24 protein-coding genes and 1 tRNA gene are annotated in these 21,233 nt (G+C 63.7%); 12 read left to right on the top strand and 13 right to left on the bottom strand.

All coding sequences use genetic code 11. The annotated features are described in order from the left end of the window. Positions 1–65: 65 nt before the first annotated feature. Together FJ977_RS30950 and FJ977_RS30945 are read right to left on the bottom strand one after the other, a co-directional pair. Positions 66–815: a helix-turn-helix transcriptional regulator gene (locus FJ977_RS30950; protein WP_140775980.1), complete on the bottom strand. Its 750-nt coding sequence runs from the start codon at positions 813–815 to the stop codon at positions 66–68. A gap of 324 nt (positions 816–1,139) precedes the next feature. Then, positions 1,140–1,215: transfer RNA gene (locus FJ977_RS30945), tRNA-Ala, on the bottom strand. A gap of 146 nt (positions 1,216–1,361) precedes the next feature. On the opposite strand from FJ977_RS30945, the gene FJ977_RS30940 reads away from it, so the two are divergent. Continuing rightward, positions 1,362–1,652, top strand: coding sequence for a YggT family protein (locus FJ977_RS30940; RefSeq protein ID WP_027047523.1), 291 nt, complete (start codon positions 1,362–1,364; stop codon positions 1,650–1,652). 13 nt (positions 1,653–1,665) lie between these two features. Continuing rightward, positions 1,666–1,974, top strand: a complete 309-nt coding sequence (locus FJ977_RS30935; RefSeq protein WP_140775979.1) for a DUF167 domain-containing protein — start codon at positions 1,666–1,668, stop codon at positions 1,972–1,974. A gap of 115 nt (positions 1,975–2,089) precedes the next feature. On the opposite strand, the gene FJ977_RS30930 is transcribed toward FJ977_RS30935, so the two are convergent. The 3 genes from FJ977_RS30930 to FJ977_RS30920 are packed head-to-tail and all read right to left on the bottom strand — an operon-like array spanning position 2,090 to position 4,848. Next, a complete protein-coding gene (locus FJ977_RS30930) occupies positions 2,090–2,971 on the bottom strand; it encodes a MurR/RpiR family transcriptional regulator (RefSeq protein WP_140775978.1) in 882 nt (293 codons plus the stop codon). A 36-nt stretch (positions 2,972–3,007) separates the two neighbouring features. Further along, the gene (gene ugpC, locus FJ977_RS30925; RefSeq protein WP_140775977.1) at positions 3,008–4,075 is read right to left on the bottom strand and encodes a sn-glycerol-3-phosphate ABC transporter ATP-binding protein UgpC; all 1,068 of its coding nucleotides are present in this window, start codon (positions 4,073–4,075) and stop codon (positions 3,008–3,010) included. Positions 4,076–4,077: 2 nt separating this feature from the next. Beyond that, complete coding sequence (locus FJ977_RS30920) at positions 4,078–4,848, bottom strand: SDR family oxidoreductase (RefSeq protein WP_140775976.1); 771 nt, start codon at positions 4,846–4,848, stop codon at positions 4,078–4,080. Positions 4,849–5,030: 182 nt separating this feature from the next. Here FJ977_RS30920 and FJ977_RS30915 point away from each other — a divergent pair, with 182 nt between their 5' ends. The 4 genes from FJ977_RS30915 (at position 5,031) to FJ977_RS30900 (ending at position 9,617) form a co-directional block, all read left to right on the top strand. Further along, a complete protein-coding gene (locus FJ977_RS30915; protein WP_140775975.1) occupies positions 5,031–6,263 on the top strand; it encodes a sugar ABC transporter substrate-binding protein in 1,233 nt (410 codons plus the stop codon). A 149-nt stretch (positions 6,264–6,412) separates the two neighbouring features. Beyond that, the gene (locus tag FJ977_RS30910; protein WP_140775974.1) at positions 6,413–7,282 is read left to right on the top strand and encodes a sugar ABC transporter permease; all 870 of its coding nucleotides are present in this window, start codon (positions 6,413–6,415) and stop codon (positions 7,280–7,282) included. An 11-nt stretch (positions 7,283–7,293) separates the two neighbouring features. Further along, complete coding sequence (locus FJ977_RS30905; RefSeq protein ID WP_140776425.1) at positions 7,294–8,118, top strand: carbohydrate ABC transporter permease; 825 nt, start codon at positions 7,294–7,296, stop codon at positions 8,116–8,118. A gap of 23 nt (positions 8,119–8,141) precedes the next feature. Beyond that, complete coding sequence (locus FJ977_RS30900) at positions 8,142–9,617, top strand: M81 family metallopeptidase (RefSeq protein WP_140775973.1); 1,476 nt, start codon at positions 8,142–8,144, stop codon at positions 9,615–9,617. A gap of 159 nt (positions 9,618–9,776) precedes the next feature. Here FJ977_RS30900 and FJ977_RS30895 read toward each other — a convergent pair whose 3' ends face one another. From FJ977_RS30895 to FJ977_RS30870, 6 genes are all read right to left on the bottom strand, one after another. Further along, the gene (locus FJ977_RS30895; RefSeq protein ID WP_140775972.1) at positions 9,777–11,831 is read right to left on the bottom strand and encodes a M3 family metallopeptidase; all 2,055 of its coding nucleotides are present in this window, start codon (positions 11,829–11,831) and stop codon (positions 9,777–9,779) included. A 90-nt stretch (positions 11,832–11,921) separates the two neighbouring features. Continuing rightward, a complete protein-coding gene (locus tag FJ977_RS30890; RefSeq protein WP_140775971.1) occupies positions 11,922–12,356 on the bottom strand; it encodes a nuclear transport factor 2 family protein in 435 nt (144 codons plus the stop codon). Further along, entirely contained in the window at positions 12,353–12,997 is a 645-nt protein-coding gene (locus FJ977_RS30885) for a carbonic anhydrase (protein ID WP_140775970.1), read from the bottom strand. The genes FJ977_RS30890 and FJ977_RS30885 overlap by 4 nt, the downstream gene beginning before the upstream one ends. A 143-nt stretch (positions 12,998–13,140) precedes the next feature. Beyond that, positions 13,141–13,911: a DUF429 domain-containing protein gene (locus FJ977_RS30880; RefSeq protein ID WP_140775969.1), complete on the bottom strand. Its 771-nt coding sequence runs from the start codon at positions 13,909–13,911 to the stop codon at positions 13,141–13,143. Beyond that, on the bottom strand, positions 13,908–14,792 hold the full coding sequence (pdxY, locus tag FJ977_RS30875; protein ID WP_140775968.1) for a pyridoxal kinase PdxY: 885 nt from the start codon (positions 14,790–14,792) through the stop codon (positions 13,908–13,910). The genes FJ977_RS30880 and pdxY overlap by 4 nt, the downstream gene beginning before the upstream one ends. A gap of 13 nt (positions 14,793–14,805) precedes the next feature. Then, positions 14,806–15,057 (bottom strand): hypothetical protein, encoded by a 252-nt coding sequence (locus FJ977_RS30870; protein ID WP_140775967.1) that lies wholly within the window; start codon positions 15,055–15,057, stop codon positions 14,806–14,808. 164 nt (positions 15,058–15,221) lie between these two features. Between FJ977_RS30870 and FJ977_RS30865 the strand changes: the two genes are divergently transcribed. The 6 genes from FJ977_RS30865 (at position 15,222) to ppa (ending at position 19,645) form a co-directional block, all read left to right on the top strand. Further along, complete coding sequence (locus tag FJ977_RS30865) at positions 15,222–15,860, top strand: LemA family protein (protein ID WP_027053113.1); 639 nt, start codon at positions 15,222–15,224, stop codon at positions 15,858–15,860. A gap of 69 nt (positions 15,861–15,929) precedes the next feature. Further along, on the top strand, positions 15,930–16,712 hold the full coding sequence (locus FJ977_RS30860) for a YgcG family protein (RefSeq protein ID WP_140776423.1): 783 nt from the start codon (positions 15,930–15,932) through the stop codon (positions 16,710–16,712). Between the two features lie 4 nt (positions 16,713–16,716). After that, positions 16,717–17,607, top strand: a complete 891-nt coding sequence (locus FJ977_RS30855) for a YgcG family protein (RefSeq protein WP_140775966.1) — start codon at positions 16,717–16,719, stop codon at positions 17,605–17,607. 4 nt (positions 17,608–17,611) lie between these two features. Continuing rightward, positions 17,612–18,250 carry a TPM domain-containing protein gene (locus FJ977_RS30850; protein ID WP_140775965.1) on the top strand — a complete coding sequence of 213 codons (639 nt, stop codon included), beginning with the start codon at positions 17,612–17,614 and terminating at the stop codon, positions 18,248–18,250. A 153-nt stretch (positions 18,251–18,403) separates the two neighbouring features. Then, a complete protein-coding gene (locus tag FJ977_RS30845; protein WP_140775964.1) occupies positions 18,404–18,910 on the top strand; it encodes a GNAT family N-acetyltransferase in 507 nt (168 codons plus the stop codon). Positions 18,911–19,111: 201 nt separating this feature from the next. Next, the gene (ppa, locus tag FJ977_RS30840; protein WP_056575002.1) at positions 19,112–19,645 is read left to right on the top strand and encodes an inorganic diphosphatase; all 534 of its coding nucleotides are present in this window, start codon (positions 19,112–19,114) and stop codon (positions 19,643–19,645) included. 261 nt (positions 19,646–19,906) lie between these two features. Here ppa and FJ977_RS30835 read toward each other — a convergent pair whose 3' ends face one another. Both FJ977_RS30835 and FJ977_RS30830 read right to left on the bottom strand, forming a co-directional pair. Beyond that, positions 19,907–20,500, bottom strand: a complete 594-nt coding sequence (locus FJ977_RS30835) for a hypothetical protein (RefSeq protein WP_140775963.1) — start codon at positions 20,498–20,500, stop codon at positions 19,907–19,909. Positions 20,501–20,544: 44 nt separating this feature from the next. Next, the gene (locus tag FJ977_RS30830; RefSeq protein WP_140775962.1) at positions 20,545–21,162 is read right to left on the bottom strand and encodes a TetR/AcrR family transcriptional regulator; all 618 of its coding nucleotides are present in this window, start codon (positions 21,160–21,162) and stop codon (positions 20,545–20,547) included. Between the last annotated feature and the right edge of the window lie 71 nt (positions 21,163–21,233).

Below are 21,233 nucleotides of genomic sequence, written 5' to 3'. Positions count from 1 at the left end.
ATACGCTAGCATACGCTCTTTCGAGGTATTCTTATTCTTATTTAGCGTAAATTGGGTGCGCGAGATCAGCCCTGCCCGTCCCGGGCGAGACTGACGACCAACGGATCGATGCCCGGATCGTCAAGCTTGACGACATGCGCCATGCGGATCGCATGCCGTGGCCGGATGCCGGACATGTCCTGCCGCATGATGACCGATACGAATGCCGGCCCGGTCTCGGTCAGGAGCATGGCCTTGCCGACCAGAACCGGTTCGGAGATCGGCGCCCATTGCACGGAGATAAGCGACGGCTCCCCGGTCTGGCGACGGTTGACGCCGCTGAAATAGATCCAGTTCAGGCGAGAGATCGCCACGCCATAGTGATTGCCGCGCGCCCGCGCCCATATCGAGCCACGGCGCTCCGACCACCCGGTGACCCGGCGGAATGTGACCAGTTCGGCCTCGCGACGCACGAAGGTTACCGACCGCACCAACAGGTCGGAACGGGTCGGGATCGAAAAATAGGTGAAATAGGTGCCTCCCGCGATCGATGCGGCGGGCGGGCGGATCATCTGCTTGAACAGGCTTTCCGAAATCGGCGGCAGGCCGGGGGCCATGGGCTCGGGAATACCCGGGTCGCGGTACAGTTCGGCTTCATCGATGCGGAAGTAGTCGCAGATCAGTTTGGCAGTGGCCTTGTTCGGAACGGTCTGCCCTTGCAGGTAACGTTCGAACTGCGTGCGGTTGATACCCAATTCGCGGCAAACCGCGCTTACGGAGGCATGGTCCTTGCAGAGCCGTCTGAGATTTGCAGCGAGATTCTCGCGTATGGACACGTCTTTGCTTTCGCAGGCGAATTCTTCATTCCGACTCGGAATCCATATAGCGCCTTCGGTCGCCCCGCCGAAACGCCTTGTCGCAACTCACAGAAAAAACTGATTTGAGAACAGCAGTCTAATGGGGAGGCTTTCAAAAAAAATAGCGCAATCCGACAACAGTCATCGCCATAAGTCCAATTGACAATCTGTCTTGCCTCGGACCTCGCCAAATCGCCTATGGCTTTTTTTGGGGGCTTTGGCGCGCGGAACGCCGCACGCCTTGCATCGCATGTGCTTGCGCCCTGGCGGCGCGCCCAAAAAACGGAGAAGCGATTATTCCGATGGTGGAGCTGAGGAGGATCGAACTCCTGACCTCGTCATTGCGAACGACGCGCTCTCCCAGCTGAGCTACAGCCCCGTCCAACGGATGGCGCATTTATCGGGCGCGGCGGATTTCTGTCAAGGCGGCGTTTTGCCGAAATCCTCGTTGGCCGGCACGGCGGCTGCCGGCCCTTGCCGGTTTCGCGTGCAATGGCTACATGTCGGCAACAATTGGAGACCGGCATGCTCGCCCTCATTCAAACCATCGTCATGGCGCTTGACCTCTACTGGTGGATCATCATCGCCTCGGCGATCTTTTCCTGGCTCTACGCCTTCAACGTCGTCAATTCGCGCAACCAGTTCGTCGGCAGCATCGGCAACATGCTCTATCGGCTGACCGAGCCGGCGCTGCGGCCGATCCGCCGCTTCATGCCCGACCTTGGCGGCATCGACATCTCGCCGATCATCCTGCTGTTGATCCTTTTCTTCGTCAGGCAGTTCATTCTCACCACGGTAGCCCCGCTGGTGCTGTGAACCCGGCAATTGCATGAGCGCGCCGCTGCGCATCCGCGAGAACGGCATCGACCTGTTCGTCCGGCTGACACCAAAATCTTCCATGGACAGGTTGGAAGGCGTCGAAACATCGGCGGATGGGCGAAGCCATCTGAAGGCACGGGTCCGCGCCGTGCCGGAAAACGGCGCCGCCAATCAGGCGCTGGAGAAGCTGGTCGCCAAGACGCTGGGAGTGCCGGCATCGGCGGTTTCGGTCGTCGCCGGCGGCACGGCACGGCTCAAGACGCTGCGCATAGCGGGTGATCCAGAGGCGCTGGCGCAGCTTGTTCAGGCGCTCGGCTGATCAGCAATCCAGTGGTGTCGTAACTCCGAACCTGAAATGTCGGCGGGACAGTGCCCCCCTCTGTCCTGCCGGACATCTCCCCCAAAAGGGGGGAGATCGGCAGCTTCGCCTGCCTTCAGTCCCCCAGCGGCAGCCTTGGGTCGTCAACCTTCAGCGTGTTCACGCTTTGCTTGATGCGGCGCAAATTCTCCAAGACCTTCGGGCCGCGCGTCTCGGCGACCGATGTCACGATCATGTCGACGATCGCCAGCAGCGCGTAGCGCGACGATGTGGGCTTGTAGATGTTGCCATCCTCGAGCGGCTGCAGGTGGATGACCGTGTCTGCCACCTTGGCCAGCGTCGAATCGGGCGCGGTGACGGCCACCGTGGTGGCGCCATATTGCTGCGCGACCTGCACCGCCTCGATGACCGAGCGCGCATAGCCGGACACTGAAAAGGCGACCAGCGTGGTTTCCGGCGCGGCGACGGCGGCGTACATGCGCTGCAACTGGCCGTCGATCTGGGCCAGCACCGGCAGGCCGAGCCGGAACAGCCGGTTCTGCATTTCGGTCGCCATCATCGAGGAGATGCCGCCGGAGCCGATGCACAGCACATTGCCTGACGTCGCAAGCCGCTCGGCGACGGCGACCAGCGTCGTCATGTCGAGGTTCTCGCTGGCGCGCTGGATGGCCGAGATCGCGGCTTCGGTGATGGCGGAGGCGATGCGCTGCTCACGGGCGTCGCGGCTCAGCGGCTCGGGCGAAAGATACTGGCCGCCGATGGCGATGGCCTGCGCCAGGTAGAATTTGAAGTCGCGCAGCCCCTCGCAGCCGAGATTACGGCAGAAGCGGGTCACCGTCGGCTCGCTGACGCCGACGCGCGCGGCAATCTCGGAGATCGCGGCCTTGGAGGCGAAATCGAGATCGGACAGCACGAGGCCAGCCAGCCGGCGATCCGACTTGGTGCCGTCCTGCGACATCAGCTGCAGCCGCGTGATGATGTCGGCCGGTGTCTTCATGCCCGTGTTTTCGTCTTCATCTCGGTACGTCTCGTTTCACAGCGGCAGGCCTGTCGCCTTGTCGAACAGATGGATGTTGCCAGGATCGACCGAGACCGGCAGCAGGTCGCCCGGCCTGACCGGCACCCTGTCGCGGAATACGGCGCGCACCGTATCGGCGCCGATGGCGCCATAGACGTGGGTTTCGGAGCCGGTCGGCTCGACGACATCCACCTTCAGCGCCATGGCGTCGGCGGCTTCACCGATGATGAAGTGCTCGGGTCGGATGCCGGCCTCCACGGCGCTGCCCGCCGGCACCGCCTTGCCGGCAAGCGCAAGCCGCCCGCCGCCGGCCGATTCGAACCATGTTTTCTCCGGCGTTGTCTTCAGAGCCCCGGACACAAAGCTCATCGACGGCGAGCCAAGGAAGCCGGCAACGAACTTGTTGGCCGGCCGATCATAAAGCTCGAGCGGCGCGCCGACCTGCTGGATACGGCCACGGTCCATCACGACGATGCGGTCAGCCATGGTCATGGCCTCGATCTGGTCATGGGTGACGTAGACGATGGTCGATTTCAGCCGCTGGTGCAGCGCTTTGATCTCGGTGCGCATCTGCACGCGCAATTGGGCGTCGAGGTTGGACAGCGGTTCGTCGAACAGGAACACCGACGGTTCACGCACGATGGCGCGGCCCATGGCGACGCGCTGGCGCTGGCCGCCCGACAATTGCCGGGGGTAGCGGTCGAGATAGGAGAACAGGTTGAGGACGCCCGAGGCCTTCTTGACCTTCTGGTCGATGGTCGCGCGGGTCTCGCCGCGGATCTTCGGGCCGAAGCCGATATTGTCCGAGGCTTTCAGATGCGGGAACAGCGCATAGGACTGAAACACCATGGCGATGTTGCGCTGCTGTGGCGGCAGGTCGTTGGCGCGCACGCCGCCAATCAGGAGATCGCCCGATGTGATCGTCTCCAGCCCGGCCAGCATGCGCAGCAAGGTCGACTTGCCGCAGCCGGACGGGCCGACCAGCACCACGAATTCGCCGCTCTTGATGTCGAGGCCGATGTCCTCGAGGATTCTGTGCTGGCCGAAGGATTTCGAAAGGTTGCGAAACAGGACGTCGGTCATGGTCACGCTCCCAATATGTCGTCGATGAACGGCAGGCAGCCGGCGGTCAGTCCCGCATCCACGGGCATCACCACGCCTGTTACGCCCGAGGCGCGGTCCGACGCAAGGAAAGCCACGGCTTCGGCCACTTCCGAGGCATTGACGATGCGGCCGAGCGGGTAGAGCCGCTGCAACTTGCCCAGGATTTCCGGATCCTTGGCCAGGCGATGATCCCAGGCGGCGGTGCGGATCGATCCCGGGCAGACGACATTGGCGCGCACGCCGCTGCGGCCAAGCTCGACGGCGATCGATTTCGCATAGGCGTTGATGCCGGCCTTGGCGGCCGCATAGGCCGGATTGCCGAAATGCGCGATGGCGTTGACGGAGGAGATGAAGACGACGCTGCCCGAGCCGCGCGCGGCCATCGCCTTGGCGATAGGGTCGGCGAAGGTCATGACCCCGGTCAGATTGAGGTCGAGCTCATGCTCGATGTTGTCAGCGTTGAGTGCGGAGATCGTCTCGGCGCGGGTCCAGCCGGCATTGTTGATCAGGATGTCGGGCACGCCATCCTTGTCCAGAACAGCGGCGATCCCCGCCTCGATCGAAGCCCGGTCGAGAAGGTTGAAGACATGGCGCGAGGCAAGCTGCGGGCTTGCCAGCGCCGCCTCGGACTGGTCGCAGCCGACCACCCGCGCGCCTCTGCCGGCCAGCAGCGCGACGATGGCCGAGCCAAGGCCGCCGCCGGCACCGGTGACGACGACAGTGCGGCCTGCGAATTCGGCTTTCGAAACCACGGCGCTTGCTCCTCCCGCAGGTCAGGCAGATGCCGGCAAGCTAAAGAAAGAAATGTAATTAAGCAACATGATAATCCGCTTGCATGGCGTGAATTCATCGATAATGTAGGAAAGCCACATAAATCTTGTGCCAGCCATCGGCACAGGAAGCGCAAATGCGCGAAACAAATGGGAGAGATCGGATGAGCCTTGCCAAATGGACTGTCGGCCTGATGGCCGGAATGAGCATGCTGGCCTTCGCCGCGCAGGCGAATGCGGGTGAGGTGCGCGTCACCGTCGCCGAATACAGTGCCAAGACCGGCCCCTATTTCGAGGAAGTGAAGAAGGAGTTCGAGGCAAAGAACCCTGGCATCACCGTCAAGTTCGAAGTCGTGCCGTGGGATGTGCTCCTGCAGAAGCTGACCACCGACATCACCGCCGGCACCAATGCGGACCTGTCGATCATCGGCACGCGCTGGCTGATCGACTTCGTCCAGCAGGACGTCGCCGAGCCGCTCGACGGCTACATCACCCCCGAATTCAAGGGCCGCTTCATCGACACCTTCCTGTCGCCCTCGATCATGAACGGCAAGACCTACGGCCTGCCGATCGCGGCGTCTGCCCGCGCCATGTATTACAACAAGGAGCTGTTCGAGAAGGCCGGCATCGCCAAGCCGCCGGCAACCTGGACCGAGTTGCAGGACGATGCCCGCAAGATCAAGGCGCTGGGGTCCGGTACTTTCGGGTTCGGCCTGCAGGGCAAGGAGATCGAGACCGACGTCTATTACTACTACGCCATGTGGTCGCAGGGCACCGAGATCCTGAACAAGGATGGCACGTCGGGCCTCGGCACGCCGGGTGCGCTCGAGGCCGCCAAGCTCTACAAGTCGATGATCGACGAAGGCCTGACCGAGCCGGGCGTCACCTCCAACAACCGCGAGGATGTGCAGAACCTGTTCAAGCAGGGCAAGGTCGGCATGATGATCACCGCGCCCTTCCTATCCAACCAGATCAAGGACGAGGCGCCGACCCTGAAATATGGCGTCGCCGCCATTCCGGCCGGCCCGACGGGCGCGCGCGGCACCTATGGCGTTACCGACTCGATGATCATGTTCAAGAACTCCAAGAACAAGGATGAGGCCTGGAAGCTTATGGACTTCCTGTTCACCACGGAGCAGCGCGCCAAGTTCACACAAGGCGAGGGCTTCCTGCCGGTGAACAAGGAAGAGGCCAAGATGGACTACTACGTCAACAATGCCGATCTGGCCGCCTTCACCGCGCTGTTGCCCGATGCCCGCTTCGCGCCGGTCATTCCGGGCTGGGAAGAAGTCGCCCAGATCACCTCGGATGCCATGCAGAAGATCTATCTCGGCGGCGACCCCGAGGCAGGTCTGAAGGAGGCGGCGGCCAAGGCCAATGCGGTGTTGAAGAAATAGGGGCCGTGCCCGAGAAATAGGGCGTATCTCCCTGCGCCCGTGGCGCGCCTCAGATTCAGGCGGGGCGCGCCACTCCCCTTGGTTTCCCGATCCGAAATTCGCATAAGCAGAGCCTTCTGATCCTGTGCGCCGAGGTTGCAGGCCAACCGATGCAAAATCGCTTCTTGCCCTATCTTCTGACCTTGCCCAGCCTGTTCCTGGCGGCGGTCGTCATCTTCTGGCCGGTCTGGGACCTGATCCAGATCTCGACGCATGACGTCAACCGCTTCGGCCAGTTGCGCGAATTCAGCGGCCTCACCAATTTCGCGGCCCTTGCCGCCGATCCCGACTTCGTCGCGGCCCTCTGGCGCACCGGTCTGTGGACCGTGCTGGTGGTCGGCGGCGCACTGCTGCTGTCGGTGCCGGTGGCGATGATCCTCAACACCGATTTCTATGGCCGCGGTCTTGCCCGTGTCATCATCATGCTGCCCTGGGCGGTGTCGCTGACCATGACGGCGGTGGTCTGGCGCTGGGCGCTGAGCGGCGAAAGCGGCATGCTGAATTCGGCGCTGCTCGGGCTTGGCCTGATCGACCACAACATCCAGTGGCTGGCCAGCGCCGGGACGGCGTTCCCGATGCAGGTGCTGATCGGCATATTGGTGACGGTGCCGTTCACCACGACGATCTTCCTCGGTGGACTGTCGTCGATCCCCGACGATCTTTACGAGGCGGCCGCCCTTGAGGGGGCCACGCCGCTGCAGCAGTTCCGCGAAATCACCTTTCCGCTGCTGAAACCGTTCATCAACATCGCCATCGTGCTCAACACCATCTATGTCTTCAATTCGTTCCCGATCATCTGGGTGATGACGCAGGGCGGGCCGGCCAACTCTACCGACATCCTGGTCACCCACCTCTACAAGCTGGCCTTCCGCATCGGCAAACTGGGCGAGGCCTCGGCGGTGTCGCTGGTGATGTTCGCCATATTGCTGGTCTTCACCATGATCTATGTGCGCCTCGCCATGCGGGAGCAACGCGTATGACAAATCAGCTCATGACGGGCAAGCTCAAACGCACCATCATCGCCTGGCTGCTTTTGGCGCCGCTGATCGTGGTGACGATCTTTCCCTTCGCGGTGATGTTCCTGACAGCGGTCAAGCCAAGGCAGGAAGTGCTGTCACCGACATGGTGGCCGAGCGAGTTCCGCTGGTCGAACTTCTCCGACATGTGGGTGGCGACCGGCTTCGGCCAGGCGTTGGCCAACTCGCTCTATGTGTCGGTCATCGCCACGATCGGCGCCATCCTGATCTCCGTACCGGCCGCCTACGCCATGTCGCGCTTTCGCTTTGCCGGCTATGGGGCCTTTCGCCAGTTCCTTTTGATCTCGCAGATGATCTCGCCGATCGTGCTGGTGCTCGGCCTGTTCCGGCTGATGGCCGCCTGGGGGCTGGTCGAGTCGACCACGGCGCTGGGCTTCATCTACATGGCCTTCAACGTCGCCTTCACCGTGTGGATGCTGCAGAGCTATTTCGACACCATTCCGCGCGATCTCGAGGAAGCCGCCTGGATGGAAGGCGCCGGCCGCTGGCTGACCCTGCGCAAAGTGTTCCTGCCGCTCTGCCTGCCGGCGATCGCGGTCACGGCGATCTTCACCTTCATCAACGCCTGGAACGAATTCGTCGTGGCGCTGACCATGCTGCGCAGCCAGGAAAGCTACACGCTGCCGATCCAGGTCTTTTCTCTCGTCGCCGGCCGCTACACGATCGAGTGGCATCACGTCATGGCGGCGACCCTGCTCGCGACGCTGCCGGTGGCGATCCTGTTCATCTGGCTGCAGCGCTATCTCGTGCGTGGACTGGCGCTCGGGGCGGTCAAATAGCCGGCAATCACCACGGAGTTTTCATGCGCATCTTCACCGCCTCGCTGGCGACGGAAACCAACACCTTCTCGCCGGTGCCGACCGACCGGGCCTCGTTCGAGATGGCGTTCTATGCCGGGCCGGGCAAGCACCCCGAGACGCCGACCTTGTGTTCCTCGCCGATCGTGGCCTTGCGCCGGCGCGCGGCCGCCGAAGGACTGACCGTGATCGAAGGCACCGCCACCTGGGCCGAGCCCGGCGGCCTGGTGCAGCGGCAGACCTTCGAGGCGCTGCGCGACGAGATTCTCGGGCAGCTCGAGGCGGCACTGCCGGTCGACGCGGTCATCCTCGGCCTGCATGGCGCCATGGTGGCGCAAGGCTATGACGATTGCGAAGGCGACCTGCTTGAGCGCGTGCGGGCAATTGTCGGACCCAAGGTGGTGATCGCCTCCGAGTTCGATCCGCATAGCCATTTGACGCCAAAGCGCGTGGCGGCCTCCGATATCATGGCCTACTTCCTCGAATTCCCGCACACCGACTTCTATGAACGCGGCGAACATGTCGTCGAGCTTGGCCTGGCTGCCGCACGCGGCGAGATCAAGCCGGTGATTTCGACCTTCGACTGCCGCATGATCCAGGTGCTGCCGACCAGCCGCGAGCCGATGCGCTCCTTCGTCGACCGCATCAAGGCGATGCACGGCAAGGACGGCGTGCTGTCGGTGTCGGTCATCCACGGCTTCATGGCCGCCGACGTGCCGGAAATGGGTACGCGCATCCTCGTCGTCACCGACAATGACAAGGCCAGGGGCGATGCGCTGGCGCAGCAGCTCGGACGCGAACTCTACGCCATGCGCGAAAATACGGCGATGACGATGCTTGATACCGCCGACGGCATCGACCGGGCGCTGGCCGTACGTGCCGGGAATCCCGGCAAGCCCGTGGTCATCGCCGACATCTGGGACAATCCCGGCGGCGGCGTTCCCGGCGACGGCACCTTCGTGTTGCGCCAGATGCTGGCGCGTGGCCTGGACAAGTTCGGCGTGGCGACGATCTGGGATCCGATCGCCGTGACTTTTTGCCTGGCGGCGGGCGAAGGCGCCGTCATCGACCTGCGTTTCGGCGGCAAGGCCGGCCCGCAGGCCGGCGAGCCGATCGACGCGCGCGTCAAGGTGCTGAAAGCCGTTAACGAGGGGTGGCAGAGTTTCGGGCCAAGCCGGGTGACACTTGGGCCGGCCGCTTTGGTCCGCATCGAAGGCACCGAGGTCGACATCATCCTCAACACCAACCGCACGCAGACTTTCGAGCCGGACATCTTCTCCAACATCGGCGTCGATCCGCTGGCCAAGGACATGCTGCTGATCAAGTCGACCAACCATTTCTATGCCGGCTTCGAACCGATCGCCGCCGAGATCATCTATGTCTCGGCGCCGAGTTCCTATCCGAGCAATCCTGCGGTGACGGATTACAGGAAGCTGACACGGCCGGTCTGGCCGAGGGTGAAGGATCCTTGGAAGGCTTAGACTCCCCCTTCTCCCCTTGTGGGAGAAGGTGTCGCCGCAGGCGACGGATAAGGGGTGTTCCAGCGGAGTGAGACGTCGGCGTTCCCTGGAACACCCCTCATCCGTCTCGGCGCTGCGCGCCGATCCACCTTCTCCCGCAAGGGGAGAAGGAGGCCGGCGCTACACCAGCCCCCGCTTCACCATCATCGCTTCCGGCGACGGCATCTTGCCGCGAAACGCCGTGTACAGCTCTTCCGGATCCTTGGAACCGCCGGCGGCGTAGATGTTCTTCCTCAGCCGCTCGGCCAGGGCCGGGTTGAAGGGATCGCCGGTCTCCTCGAAGGCGGCGAAGGCATCGGCGTCCAGCACTTCCGACCACATGTAGGAATAGTAGCCGGCCGAGTAGCCGTCACCCGAGAAGACATGACCGAAATGCGGGGTGCGGTGGCGCATAGCGATGGTGTCGGGCATGTCGAGCTTCTCAAGCGTTTCGGCTTCGAAACGAAGCGGCTCCGCCGGGGCATCGGGCCGAGCGTGGTAGGCCATGTCCATCAAGGCGGAAGACGTGAATTCGACCGTGGCGAAGCCGGCGCCGAAAGTGCGGGTGGCCAGCATCTTGTCGAGCAGCGCCTTCGGCATCGGCTTGCCTGTCTTGACATGCAGGGCGTGCCTTTCCAGCACCGCCGGCACCGTCAGCCAGTGCTCGTAGAGCTGCGAAGGCAGCTCTACGAAATCGCGGCTGACCGAAGTGCCTGATACCGACGGCCAGGTGACGTCGGTCAGCATGCCGTGCAGCGCATGGCCGAATTCATGGAACAGCGTCTTCGCCTCGTCGACCGACAGCAATGCCGGCTCGCCGGCCGGCGGCTTGGCGAAGTTCATGACATTGTAGATCACCGGCTTCGAGCCGTGGCCAAGATGATAGCCGGACTTCAGCGCGCTCATCCAGGCGCCTGACCGCTTCGAGGGCCGTGCGAAATAGTCGGCGAGGAACAGGGCACGCTCGCTGCCATCGGCATTCTTCACCACGAAGACGCGTGCATCGGGATGCCAGGCGGCAATGCCCTTCTTCTCCTCGAAGGTGATGCCGAACAACTTTGTCGCTACGTCGAAGCAGGCGTCGATGACCCGGTCGAGCTGGAGATAGGGCTTCAGTTCCGCCTCGTCGAAAGCGAATTTTTCCGCCCGCAGCTTCTCCTGGTAGAAACGCCAGTCCCAGGCGGCGAATTTTTCATTGCTGCCGGCTTCCGCCGCTAGGCGTTCCAGTTCCTTCTGGTCGGCGGCGGCCTTTTCCAGCGCCTTTTCCCACACCGGATCGAGCAGCGCGTGCACCGCCTTCGGCGTCTTGGCCATGGTGTCGTCGAGCTTCAGTGCGGCGAAGGAGGCGTAGCCGAGCAGTTTTGCCTTTTCGGCGCGCAGCTTCAGCATGTCGCGCACCACGGATGTGTTGTCGCTGGCGCCGCCATTCTGGCCGCGCATGGTGAAGGCGCGGAAGGCGATCTCGCGCAGGTCGCGGCGTTCCGAGAAGGTCGTGAACGGCTCGTAGATCGAGCGCGACAAAGTGACGGCGTAGCGGCCCTTCTGGCCGCGCATCTCGGCCGCCTCGGCCATCGAACTTTTCAGGAAATCCGGCAGGCCGGCAAGATCGGCCTCGTCGAGGAACAGCACCCAATCGCGCTCGTCGGCCAGCACGTTCTGGCCGAACGTCGTGCCGAGCGAGGACAGTTCCTCATTGATCCGGGCCAGCCGCTTCTTGCCCTCGGCATCGAGCTTGGCGCCGGAGCGGACAAACCCCTTCCAGGTCTTCTCCAGTACCCGCAAGGTCTCGGCGTCGAGCCCGAGGTTCTCGCGGCGCTGGTAGAGATCGTCGATGCGGGCGAAAAGTTTCTCGTTCATCGAGATCGCCGAGAAATGCCTGGACATTTTTGGCGAGATGTCGCGCTCCAGCGCCTGGATCGTATCGTTGGTGTAGGCGCCGGCCCGGCACCAGAAGATCGACGAGACGTGATCGAGCGCATCGCCGCCCAGCTCCAGCGCTTCAAGCGTGTTCTCGATGGTTGGTGCATCCTTGTTGGCGGCGATCGCGTCGATCTCGGCCTCATGCGCCTTCAGTGCCGCGTCGAAGACCGGGGAAAAATCACCGTCGCCGATATGGGCAAAGTCTGGCAGGCCGAGCGGGCCCTGCCAGGCGGTCAGCGGATGGGCGGCGAGGTCGACGGCTTTCGTGGAGGACATGGACGGTCTTTCGCTGGCATCAAGGAGGAGGGTGTCACCGATGTAGGGCGCGGCCCACGGGGCCGCAATATGGCAGTTGGCCGATCCGCCTCAATAGCCTTCGCAGTTTTCTGCGATTGCCGCTTGCGAACTGGCGGTGATGCGGTTGTCTGTCACCGCGAAGGTTTCCTGCATCAGCATGTCATTGTTGGGGAAGTCGTAGCAGGCGATCACCGTGGTGACACCGCCCTCGCTCTTCTCGATCCGGTGGCGGATCGCGGCACCCGCTACCGCGCCTTTCCATTCGTCGAGCGAGGCGATGAACTCCTGCTTGCTTTGAACGATGCCGAGGTCGTCGAGCGTGATGCGGACATCGTCGGCAAGCAGGTCGGCGAGTTCGGTACGGTCGGCGACCAGCAGCGCCGCATACCAGCGGCTGATGATGGCGCCGTCATCGGCGCGGGCGGCGATAATCGCTATCAGCAGTGCGGCCGCCGTGAAAACGACCGACCGGACGTTCATCGCCTGGCGCACCGCCCCGTTCATTCCAGCACCGGCCGCTCGAAATCGCCGGTGTCCTTGTTCATCACCCAGAGCTCGCCGGTCGAAATGTCGAACCAGGCCCCGTGCAGCGACAGCCGGCCCTTGCCCTCGAGGATCGAGACGCAAGGAAAGGTCCTGAGGTTGGCGATGGAATAGCGGATCGAGATGCGCTCAAGTGCTGTCTGGCGCTCCGTTGCCGTCATGAAGGTGCTGGAGGAGACGGTCTCGGCAGCTGGCGCGATCAGGCTCATCCACTTGCCGATGAAGTCGCCGGGGGACAGCGGTGCCGAATTGGGGTCGAGCGCGGCGCGGATGCCGCCGCAGCGGCCATGGCCCATGACGACGATATTCTTGACCTTGAGGCTCTGTACCGCGAATTCGAGCGCGGCCGAGGTCGAGTGGAACTCGCCGTCCGGCTCGTAGGGCGGCACCAGATTGCCGACATTGCGCAGCACGAAGAGTTCGCCCGGCCCGGCGTCGAAGATCGCTTCAGGGGCCGAACGGGAATCGCAGCAGGCGACGATCATCGTCTCGGGGGCTTGCCCCTCCCGGGCGAGTTCACGATAGCGCCCGCTCTCGGTGAGGTAGCGGCCATTCATGAAATTGCGGTAGCCGGCGAGGAGGTGGTCAGGAAGATGAGGCATGGGCGGCTAAGGCCTTTCCAGTTGGAGGCGGCAGCTCGTTGCGGTCGAGAAAGGCTCTAACGGCAAAAGCCCGTCGCGAGCAATGCAGAATTGTGGGGGCTGGGCATAAATGCCATGCGCCAAAGCAGAGCGTGTGTCGATATTCAAGCCCAGATGGCGACCGGTATGCCAAAACCGTCAGCGAGCGGCGGGTTGGGAAATGGCTTCGCGCTGCCGCTGGCGATGCGGCCGGCGACCAGCATCATGACAGCCGCGTCGAGGAAATCGTCCGCGGCCGCTCCGCGCGGCGGCGGCTGGTCGAGAAAGCCCATGTCATAACCGTGCCGGCACAGCAGCGCCTTGCGCTCCGCCATGCCGGCCGGGTTGACGCTGCCCTTGATCTTCTTCGGCAATTGCATGGCCTGATCGCCGTTCAGGCGGCAGAAGGCGACTTCCGGATGCGATTCGAAGACGCGGCCGCGCAGATCCGGCCGCGCGATCAGCAAGGCGTCGATCTCGCGGATTCTCGAAAAGATGCCGAAGGCCTGGATGGAAACGCCGCGCGGCGGATCGGATGTGGCCCTGGCCACCTCGCTTGCCTTGCGATGCGCGGCGTACCAGGCTTCGACGGTGGTGAAATCGCTCGTGTCGGCATAGAGCGCGGCGCGGGACGGGATCGAAAAGACGCTGGACTGGCGTGCCCCGAGTAGCGGCCTGACCAGCGCTTCCGGTCCGCGCCCGCCTTTGCTGGAAAATTCGGGCAGGCCGATCGGCATATCGACGGCGACAACCGCATTGTCCGGGCTTGCCTCCATCAATGCGGCGAAGCTGGCGAAGACATCGACCGAGGGCGCTGAACCGGGAGCGCGCCTTACGGCGATCCAGCCGGCCTTGCAGCCGTCGGCGCCGACCAGCACGACCTCCGCCGAAGTCACGCCCGGCGGTCCCGCCCCGGATGCGTGAGGTGACGCATCTGCACCATGGCCATCGGGTGCGACAGGCTCTGCGCGTCGGTTTCGAGCTGCAGCTCGTCGCCGCCCCGCTTGGCGGTGCGTGCCAGGATCTCATAGACCGCCGCCGTGGTCGATTGCAGCGCCTTGATCGGCGGCTGGCCGGAGAGGATGCGGGCGAGGTAGACGGCCGCCGTCAGGTCGCCCAGGCCGTTCGGCGGCTTGTCGATCAGGCGGTGCTCGGCAAGCAGGGCCTGGGTGCCGTCGAGCAGCAGATTGCCGGTGCCACCCGTCATCATCGACTGTGCCGAGGTGACCAGCATGGTCGACGGACCGGCATGGAGCGCCGCCGAAATCACCGATTTCAGATCGGGCAAGGGAACGCCGGCCATCCATTCGAGCTCATAGCGATTGGGCGTGGCGATGTTGGCGATCGGCATCAGCCGGTCGCGCATCGCGACAGCGGTGGGCTCCGGCACATAGAGACCGCCGGAATCACCCATCACCGGATCGCAGATATAGACGGCGCCAGGCGTCCTGGCCTTCACCGCGGCGACCAGCGAAGCGACGGCCTCGGCCTGGCCCGCCTCGCCGAGATAGCCCGACAGCACCGCGCCGACCTCGCCCAGCCATGGCGCGCGCTCAAGATCAGCCATCAGTGCCTTGAACTGGTCGAGTGGCGGCACGATGCGCGTCGCCCGCCCGTGGCCGGGATGCCAGGGCAGGATGACCGTCGGCACCGCCCAGACCGGAAAGCCGAGGGTCTCCAAGGCGAAGACGGCGGCACGGTTGCCGACCGAACCGCGTGCGACATGGCTGGAAATGACGATGACCGCACGCGGCGCGTCGGGTTTTTCGGCGCTCATTGTTTTGTGATTCCTAGCTGCCCCGGGTGAGGAAAAGCACGAGCCAGACCATCAGGCCCAGCGCCAGAAGCAGGCCGAGTATCCTGCCAATGCGCGTGCCCCAGACTTCAATCGGGTCTGTGCGGTCGGCGTCGGCGGCGGCGACGTGGTCGCGCACGCCTTTCGTCGTCCGCGCTACGAAGGAGGCGCCGGCCGGGTCGGTTTCCTGCGCAACGCGCTCGAGGATACGGCGCGATTCCCTGTCGCTGTCCGGGCGTTCCGCCATGATGATGTCCCGTTTTGCCGGGACCTTATCGCGTTCGCGCGGCCAATCACAGGGCCTTGCGGCAGGACGATACATTGCCGGGCCGGCTCAGGAGGTCGAGGCCGTTTTCTTGCGCGCTGATTGTGGTAATGCTTCGCATGCAACTTCTACCGAGGGACCCCATCATGCTTGCCCAGCGCCTTGCCCGACCATCGACATTCCGCACGCTGCCCGCCTTCCTGATGATGGCAATCGTGCTGCCGCTGCTTGCCGGCTGCGGCTACAACACGATCCCGACGGCGGAGGAGAATGCCAAGGCGGCATGGAGCGAGGTGCTGAACCAGTATCAGCGCCGCGCCGATCTCATCCCCAATCTGGTCGAGACGGTCAAAGGCTATGCCTCGCATGAAAAGGACACGCTCGACGCTGTCGTCGAGGCCCGCGCCAAGGCGACGCAGATCACGGTGACGCCGGAAACGCTGAAGGATCCCGAGGCGCTCAAGAAATTCCAGGATGCCCAGGCAGGGCTGACCAGCGCGCTGTCGCGGCTGATCGCGGTGTCGGAGGCCTACCCGGACCTCAAGGCCAACCAGAATTTCCTGGCGCTGCAGGCACAGCTCGAAGGGACGGAAAACCGCATCGCGGTGGCGCGGCGCGACTACATCCAGGCGGTCAGGGACTATAATCTGACGCTGAAGACCTTCCCGTCCGTGCTCTGGGCCACCTTCTGGTTCCGCGGCAACGAGCCCTTCGCCAATTTCACCGTCGACGAAGACAAGATGCAGCCGCCGAAGGTCGATTTCGGCACGAAGCAGGGCGGGTGACAGCCGGGGCCAAACGTCGTGATCTTGCAGGCCGATGAGGGACGACGTCTGGTTCGCCTTGTCGCAGCCATGCTCTTCATCCTGGCGCTTCCGTTCGCGGCCTTCGCAGCGGACCTGCCGGCGCTCACCGGCCGCGTTGTCGACAATGCCGGCATCATCGATGCCTCGACCAAGGCGGCGCTGACGCAAAAACTCGCCGACTTCGAGACAAAGGGTTCCGACCAGATCGTTGTCGCCACCATTCCAAGCCTCGACGGCGAGGAGATCGAGCCCTACGCCAACCGGCTGTTCCGCTTCTGGAAGCTTGGCCAGGCCAAGGAGAACAACGGCGTCCTGCTGCTGGTCGCGCCGAACGATCGCAAGATGCGCATCGAGGTCGGCTACGGGCTGGAAGGCACGCTGACCGATCTGCACACCAAGCTGATCATCGAAAACGACATGGTGCCTGCGTTCCGCGCAGGCGACTTCTCGGGTGGCATCTCCAAGGCCGTGGACGACATGGTCATGGTGCTGGAAGGCAATCCGGAGGAGCTGGAAGCGCGCGGCAAGCGCAACCAGGAGGCGCCGTTCAATTCCGACGACCTGTTCTTCGCCATCTTCATCAGCATCTGGGCGATCATCTTCTTCGGCAGTATCGCCGCCTCCATCCTGCCGCCGATCTTTGGCCAGAAGCTCGGGCCAGGCCGCTATCGCTGGCTTGGCATGACCTTCGAGCCCGGACGGCGTTCCTCATCCGGGGGCGGCTGGTCCTCGGGGAGCTCAGGCGGCGGCTGGTCTTCGGGTGGCGGCGGTGGCGGCTTTTCCGGCGGCGGCGGTTCGTCCGGCGGTGGTGGCTCCTCGGGAAGCTGGTGACGGCATGACGACACGCACCGTCAGCACGCCGAGGCCTGGTTTCCTTAGTCCGGCGATCCACGCTGTCCTGACGGCTCTGGCGTTGCTGCTGTCCTGCTTCGCGGTTTTCGCCGCCGAACTGCCGGCGCTCACGGGCCGCGTTGTCGACAATGCGGGCATCATCGATGCCTCGACCAAGGCGGCGCTGACGCAAAAACTCGCCGACTTCGAGACAAAGGGTTCCGACCAGATCGTCGTCGCCACCATTCCAAGCCTCGATGGCGAGGAGATCGAACCCTACGCCAACCGGCTGTTCCGCTTCTGGAAACTCGGCCAAGCCAAGGAGAACAACGGCGTCCTGTTGCTGGTCGCGCCGAACGATCGCAAGATGCGCATCGAGGTCGGCTACGGGCTGGAAGGCACGCTGACCGACCTGCACACCAAGCTGATCATCGAAAACGACATGGTGCCGGCGTTCCGCGCAGGCGACTTCTCGGGTGGCATCTCCAAGGCCGTGGACGACATGGTCATGGTGCTGGAAGGCAATCCGGAGGAGCTGGAAGCACGCGGCAAGCGCAATCCTGCTGACAGCAGCACCTCCATCGATCCCATCGTCGCGGTGTTCCTGATCCTGTGGGCGACGCTGTTCTTCGGTGGCCTGGCGATGGCATTCCTGCCGCCGATGTTCGGCACGAAACTGTCGCCGGGCGTGTATAGATGGCTGGGCATGACGTTTCGTTACGGCCGGGGGCCAAGCGGATCGTCGTCGGGCTCCAGCGGCTGGACAACGGGATCGTCAGGCGGCGGCTGGTCGTCGGGAAGCTCCAGCAGTGGCTGGTCATCCGGGTCGAGCAGCGGCGGGTTTTCGGGCGGCGGTGGCTCGTCCGGTGGTGGCGGTTCTTCAGGAAGCTGGTGAGACAATGGCAACACGACCGATCAGCCCGCAGGATCATGAGCGCATCGCCGATGCGATCCGCACCGCCGAGGCCAAGACCGATGGCGAGATCTACTGCGTCGTGGCGCATGCCAGCGACGGCTATTTCGCCCCCGCCGCCCTGATGGCGACGCTTGGCATGCTGGTCGTCAGCCTTGCCGTGGCCTACGGGCTGGAGGCATGGTGGCTCACCATCCGCCTGCCGCATTTCGTCATCGCCCAGCTCTTGGCGCTGGCCTGCGTGCTGGCCCTGTTGTGGGGGTTGCCCGGCCTGCGCATCCACATGGTGCCACGGCGGCTGCGCTATCAGGCGGCGCACGCCAATGCGATCAAGCAGTTCCTTGCCCGCAACGTCCATCGTACCGCGGCGCGGACCGGCGTGCTGATCTTCGTCTCGATCGCCGAGCGCTACGCCGAGGTGGTCGCCGATTCGGGCATCGACGCCAAGGTCGGCCAGCATGTCTGGGACGGGGTGGTGCGCGACCTCACGGCGCACGCCGGCGACGACCGGCTTGCCGACGGGTTCGTCAAGGCGATCGAGCAGGTGGGGTCGGTGCTGGCCGAACATTTCCCGGTCACCCCGGGCGATGCCAACGAGCTGGACGACCATCTGGTCGAAATCTGAAAAGCCTGCCTGCAAGCGCCACCTTGCCGATCCGGCCTGCTTGGGGACGGGCGTTGCCCGACGGCAGCGGTGTCGGCATCGGCTGTGAGAAAGCGATCGACGGGTCGCCCGGACTCTTGCAATCGGGCGATGCGGGTTTATGGTTAACAAATCATGAATACGCTGACGATCGACATCCGGAAAGCCGACCCGCGCGATGCAGGCGCCATCGCCGAGGTGCATCTGGAAGCCTGGCGCGGCGCCTATTCCGGCATTATTCCACACCGCACGCTGACATCGATGATCAACCGCCGCGGCGCCGACTGGTGGGCGAATGCGATTCGTCGCGCCGCCACCGTTCTGGTGGTCGAAATCGGCGGTACGATCGCCGGCTACGCGACGATCGGCAAGAACCGCGCGCGGGAGCTCAAGCAGCAAGGCGAAATCTACGAGTTGTACCTGCGCCCGGAATATCAGGGCATCGGTCTCGGCCGTCGCCTGTTCGCGGCAGCCAGGGCGCGTCTTGCTGACCATGGCCTGAAAGGCATGGTGGTGTGGGCTCTGGAAGATAACCAGAACGCGTTGGCTTTCTATGCCGGCGCCGGCGGTCGCGATATCGCCGAGGGTGTCGAAATCTTCGAGCAGAAGGCGTTGAAGAAGGTCGCTTTCGTCTGGGAGTGACCGCCCAGGGGCGATTGCGGCAAGCCAAGCCGGTGCGCGGTTCGTATCCCACGCCAAATCACGGCGCTGAAACATCTTGTGCCGATGATTGAACGTGCCGGATGCCTGCGCGTCCCGCCTGACCTTCGTGAGCACCATTCGCCGCATTGCACCATTCCGCGCCGCCCGCTATCTCCTCCCAATCGAGAGAGGGACAAAGCCATGCGCATTGAAGCCATAGCCATCGGAAAGAATCCGCCTGAGGACATCAACGTCATCATCGAAGTGCCGATCGGCGGCGAGCCGATCAAGTATGAGATGGACAAGGAGGCCGGCACATTGTTCGTCGACCGCTTCCTGCACACCTCGATGCGCTACCCCGGCAATTACGGCTTCGTGCCGCACACGCTGTCGGGTGACGGCGATCCGATCGACGTGCTGGTCTGCAACACGCGCGCGCTGGTGCCGGGCTGCGTCATCAATGTCAGGCCGATCGGCGTGCTGGTGATGGAAGACAATGCCGGTCAGGACGAAAAGGTCATCGCCGTGCCGTCGCCGAAGCTGACGCTGCGTTACGAGAACGTCACCGAGTACACGCATCTGCCCGACATCACGCGCCAGCAGGTTCAGCACTTCTTCGAGCACTACAAGGATCTCGAGCCCGGCAAATGGGTCAAGATCGAAGGCTGGCACGATTCCAAATATGCCAAGAAGATGATCGTCGAGGCGATCGAACGGGCGAAGAAGAGCAAGTAGGCGACGCTGGGATTCTGCTGACTCTTGTGACGAAGCCTCTCAGCTTCGTCATACTAGGGCGGAGCAGCCGCGAAGCGGCGTCGCGGAGACCCTAGTATCCATGCCGTGACGCTGGCGTAGTGCGCGGAGTGCAAAATTCTGCATCGTTGCGGCTGTTGTTGAGGTCGCGGCATGGATCCTCGGGTCTGCGCCGCGTCGCTTCGCTCCTTGCTTCGCCCGTGGATGACGAAGGCGCGGTGCTTCAGCGAACGTCCAACGTCCTCAGTTATCCACCCTGCCAAACGCCGGCACATTGCCGATGGCGGTGTGCCGGTCCTTGCCGCAGGCAAAGGTTCGCGCCTTCTCGTCGGCGAGTTTTCGCGCCTGATCGTTGGCTTGCGGGTTACCGGTGGCCAGGACAAGGCCGACCGCGCAGCTTTCCCGCGCATCCATCTGGCCGACCTTGGCGACGAGCAGCACCTCGATCGACTTGTTCTCGTCCTCGCCATTGCTGATTGTGCGGCGGTGGATGACCGCGAAGGGCACGGCCTTGTCGCCATTGGTTTCGATGCGCCATTCGACCTTGGCTCCGGATGAATTGAAGCCTGAAAAACTCTCCCAGGCGGACGTCATGTCGCCGCCCGGCGGAAAACCGTAAAACAGCGATTCGCGGGCGTCGTCATAGGCGATCAGCACGGGATAGCCGCGGTAGCCGGAGCAGGCGAGATCGGCCCAGTCGCCATCGCCTTCACCAGCCTGCGCGTAAGTCACGCAGTCCTTCTTCCAGTCGAGGTCGGTGTAGGCGCTGGAAATGTCGCCGGCATGGGCTGCCTGGCAGAGACCGGCGAGGGCAAGCGGGATCAGAACGGCACGCATGACGGACACCTCCGGTTCGGGCCGGAGCAGCGTACCGCCAATCGCTATTTCTTCAAGCTCGCTTCGATCAGCAGATCGGCGTTGCGGGCAACCGACTGCGCAGGACCGCCGAGCCCGAACAGCTGGCCGCTGATATAGGCGCCCTCGATCAAGAGCAGCAGCCCGTCGCCCAGCGTATCGGCGTCGCCGGCACCCATCGCCGCGGCCATGGCGCGCAGGCGGCGGCGCAGTTCCTGCTTGTTGTCTTCACTCACCACGCGCGCCGGATGGCCGCGCTCCGGATATTCGACCGCCGCATTGGTCATGCCGCAGCCGCGATATTCCGGCATCTGCGTGCGTTTGCCGATGCGGGTCAGGAAGGCGCGGATCTGCGCCCGCGGATCGCCCGGATGGGCGTTGACCGCCTCGTCGAAACGCCCCCAGAACTCGAGGTCGTACCGCCTGAGATAGGAAGCGGCCAATTCGTCCTTGGACGGGAAACTGCGATAGAGGCTGGGCTTGGTGACGCCGGCGCGCCTGACGATCTCGTCGACGCCGATCGCCCTGATGCCGCGCCGGTAGAACAGGTCATATGCCACGTCGAGGATCTTCTTGGCGGCCTTCGGCGGCGCCGGTGCATGACCGTCGCTGATCGTCAGTTCAATATTTTTGTCGGTTGGCATCATGGGACTCGATTGACAATGTTACCGATCGGTACGTATACATGCTCCCTTCTTGCAACGTACCGGTCAGT

This window comes from Mesorhizobium sp. B2-1-3A (assembly GCF_006442655.1).
Taxonomy (GTDB): Bacteria; Pseudomonadota; Alphaproteobacteria; order Rhizobiales; family Rhizobiaceae; genus Mesorhizobium.
The sequence above is the reverse complement of the archived record's forward strand: the minus strand, read 5'-3'. Positions and strand labels throughout refer to the sequence as shown.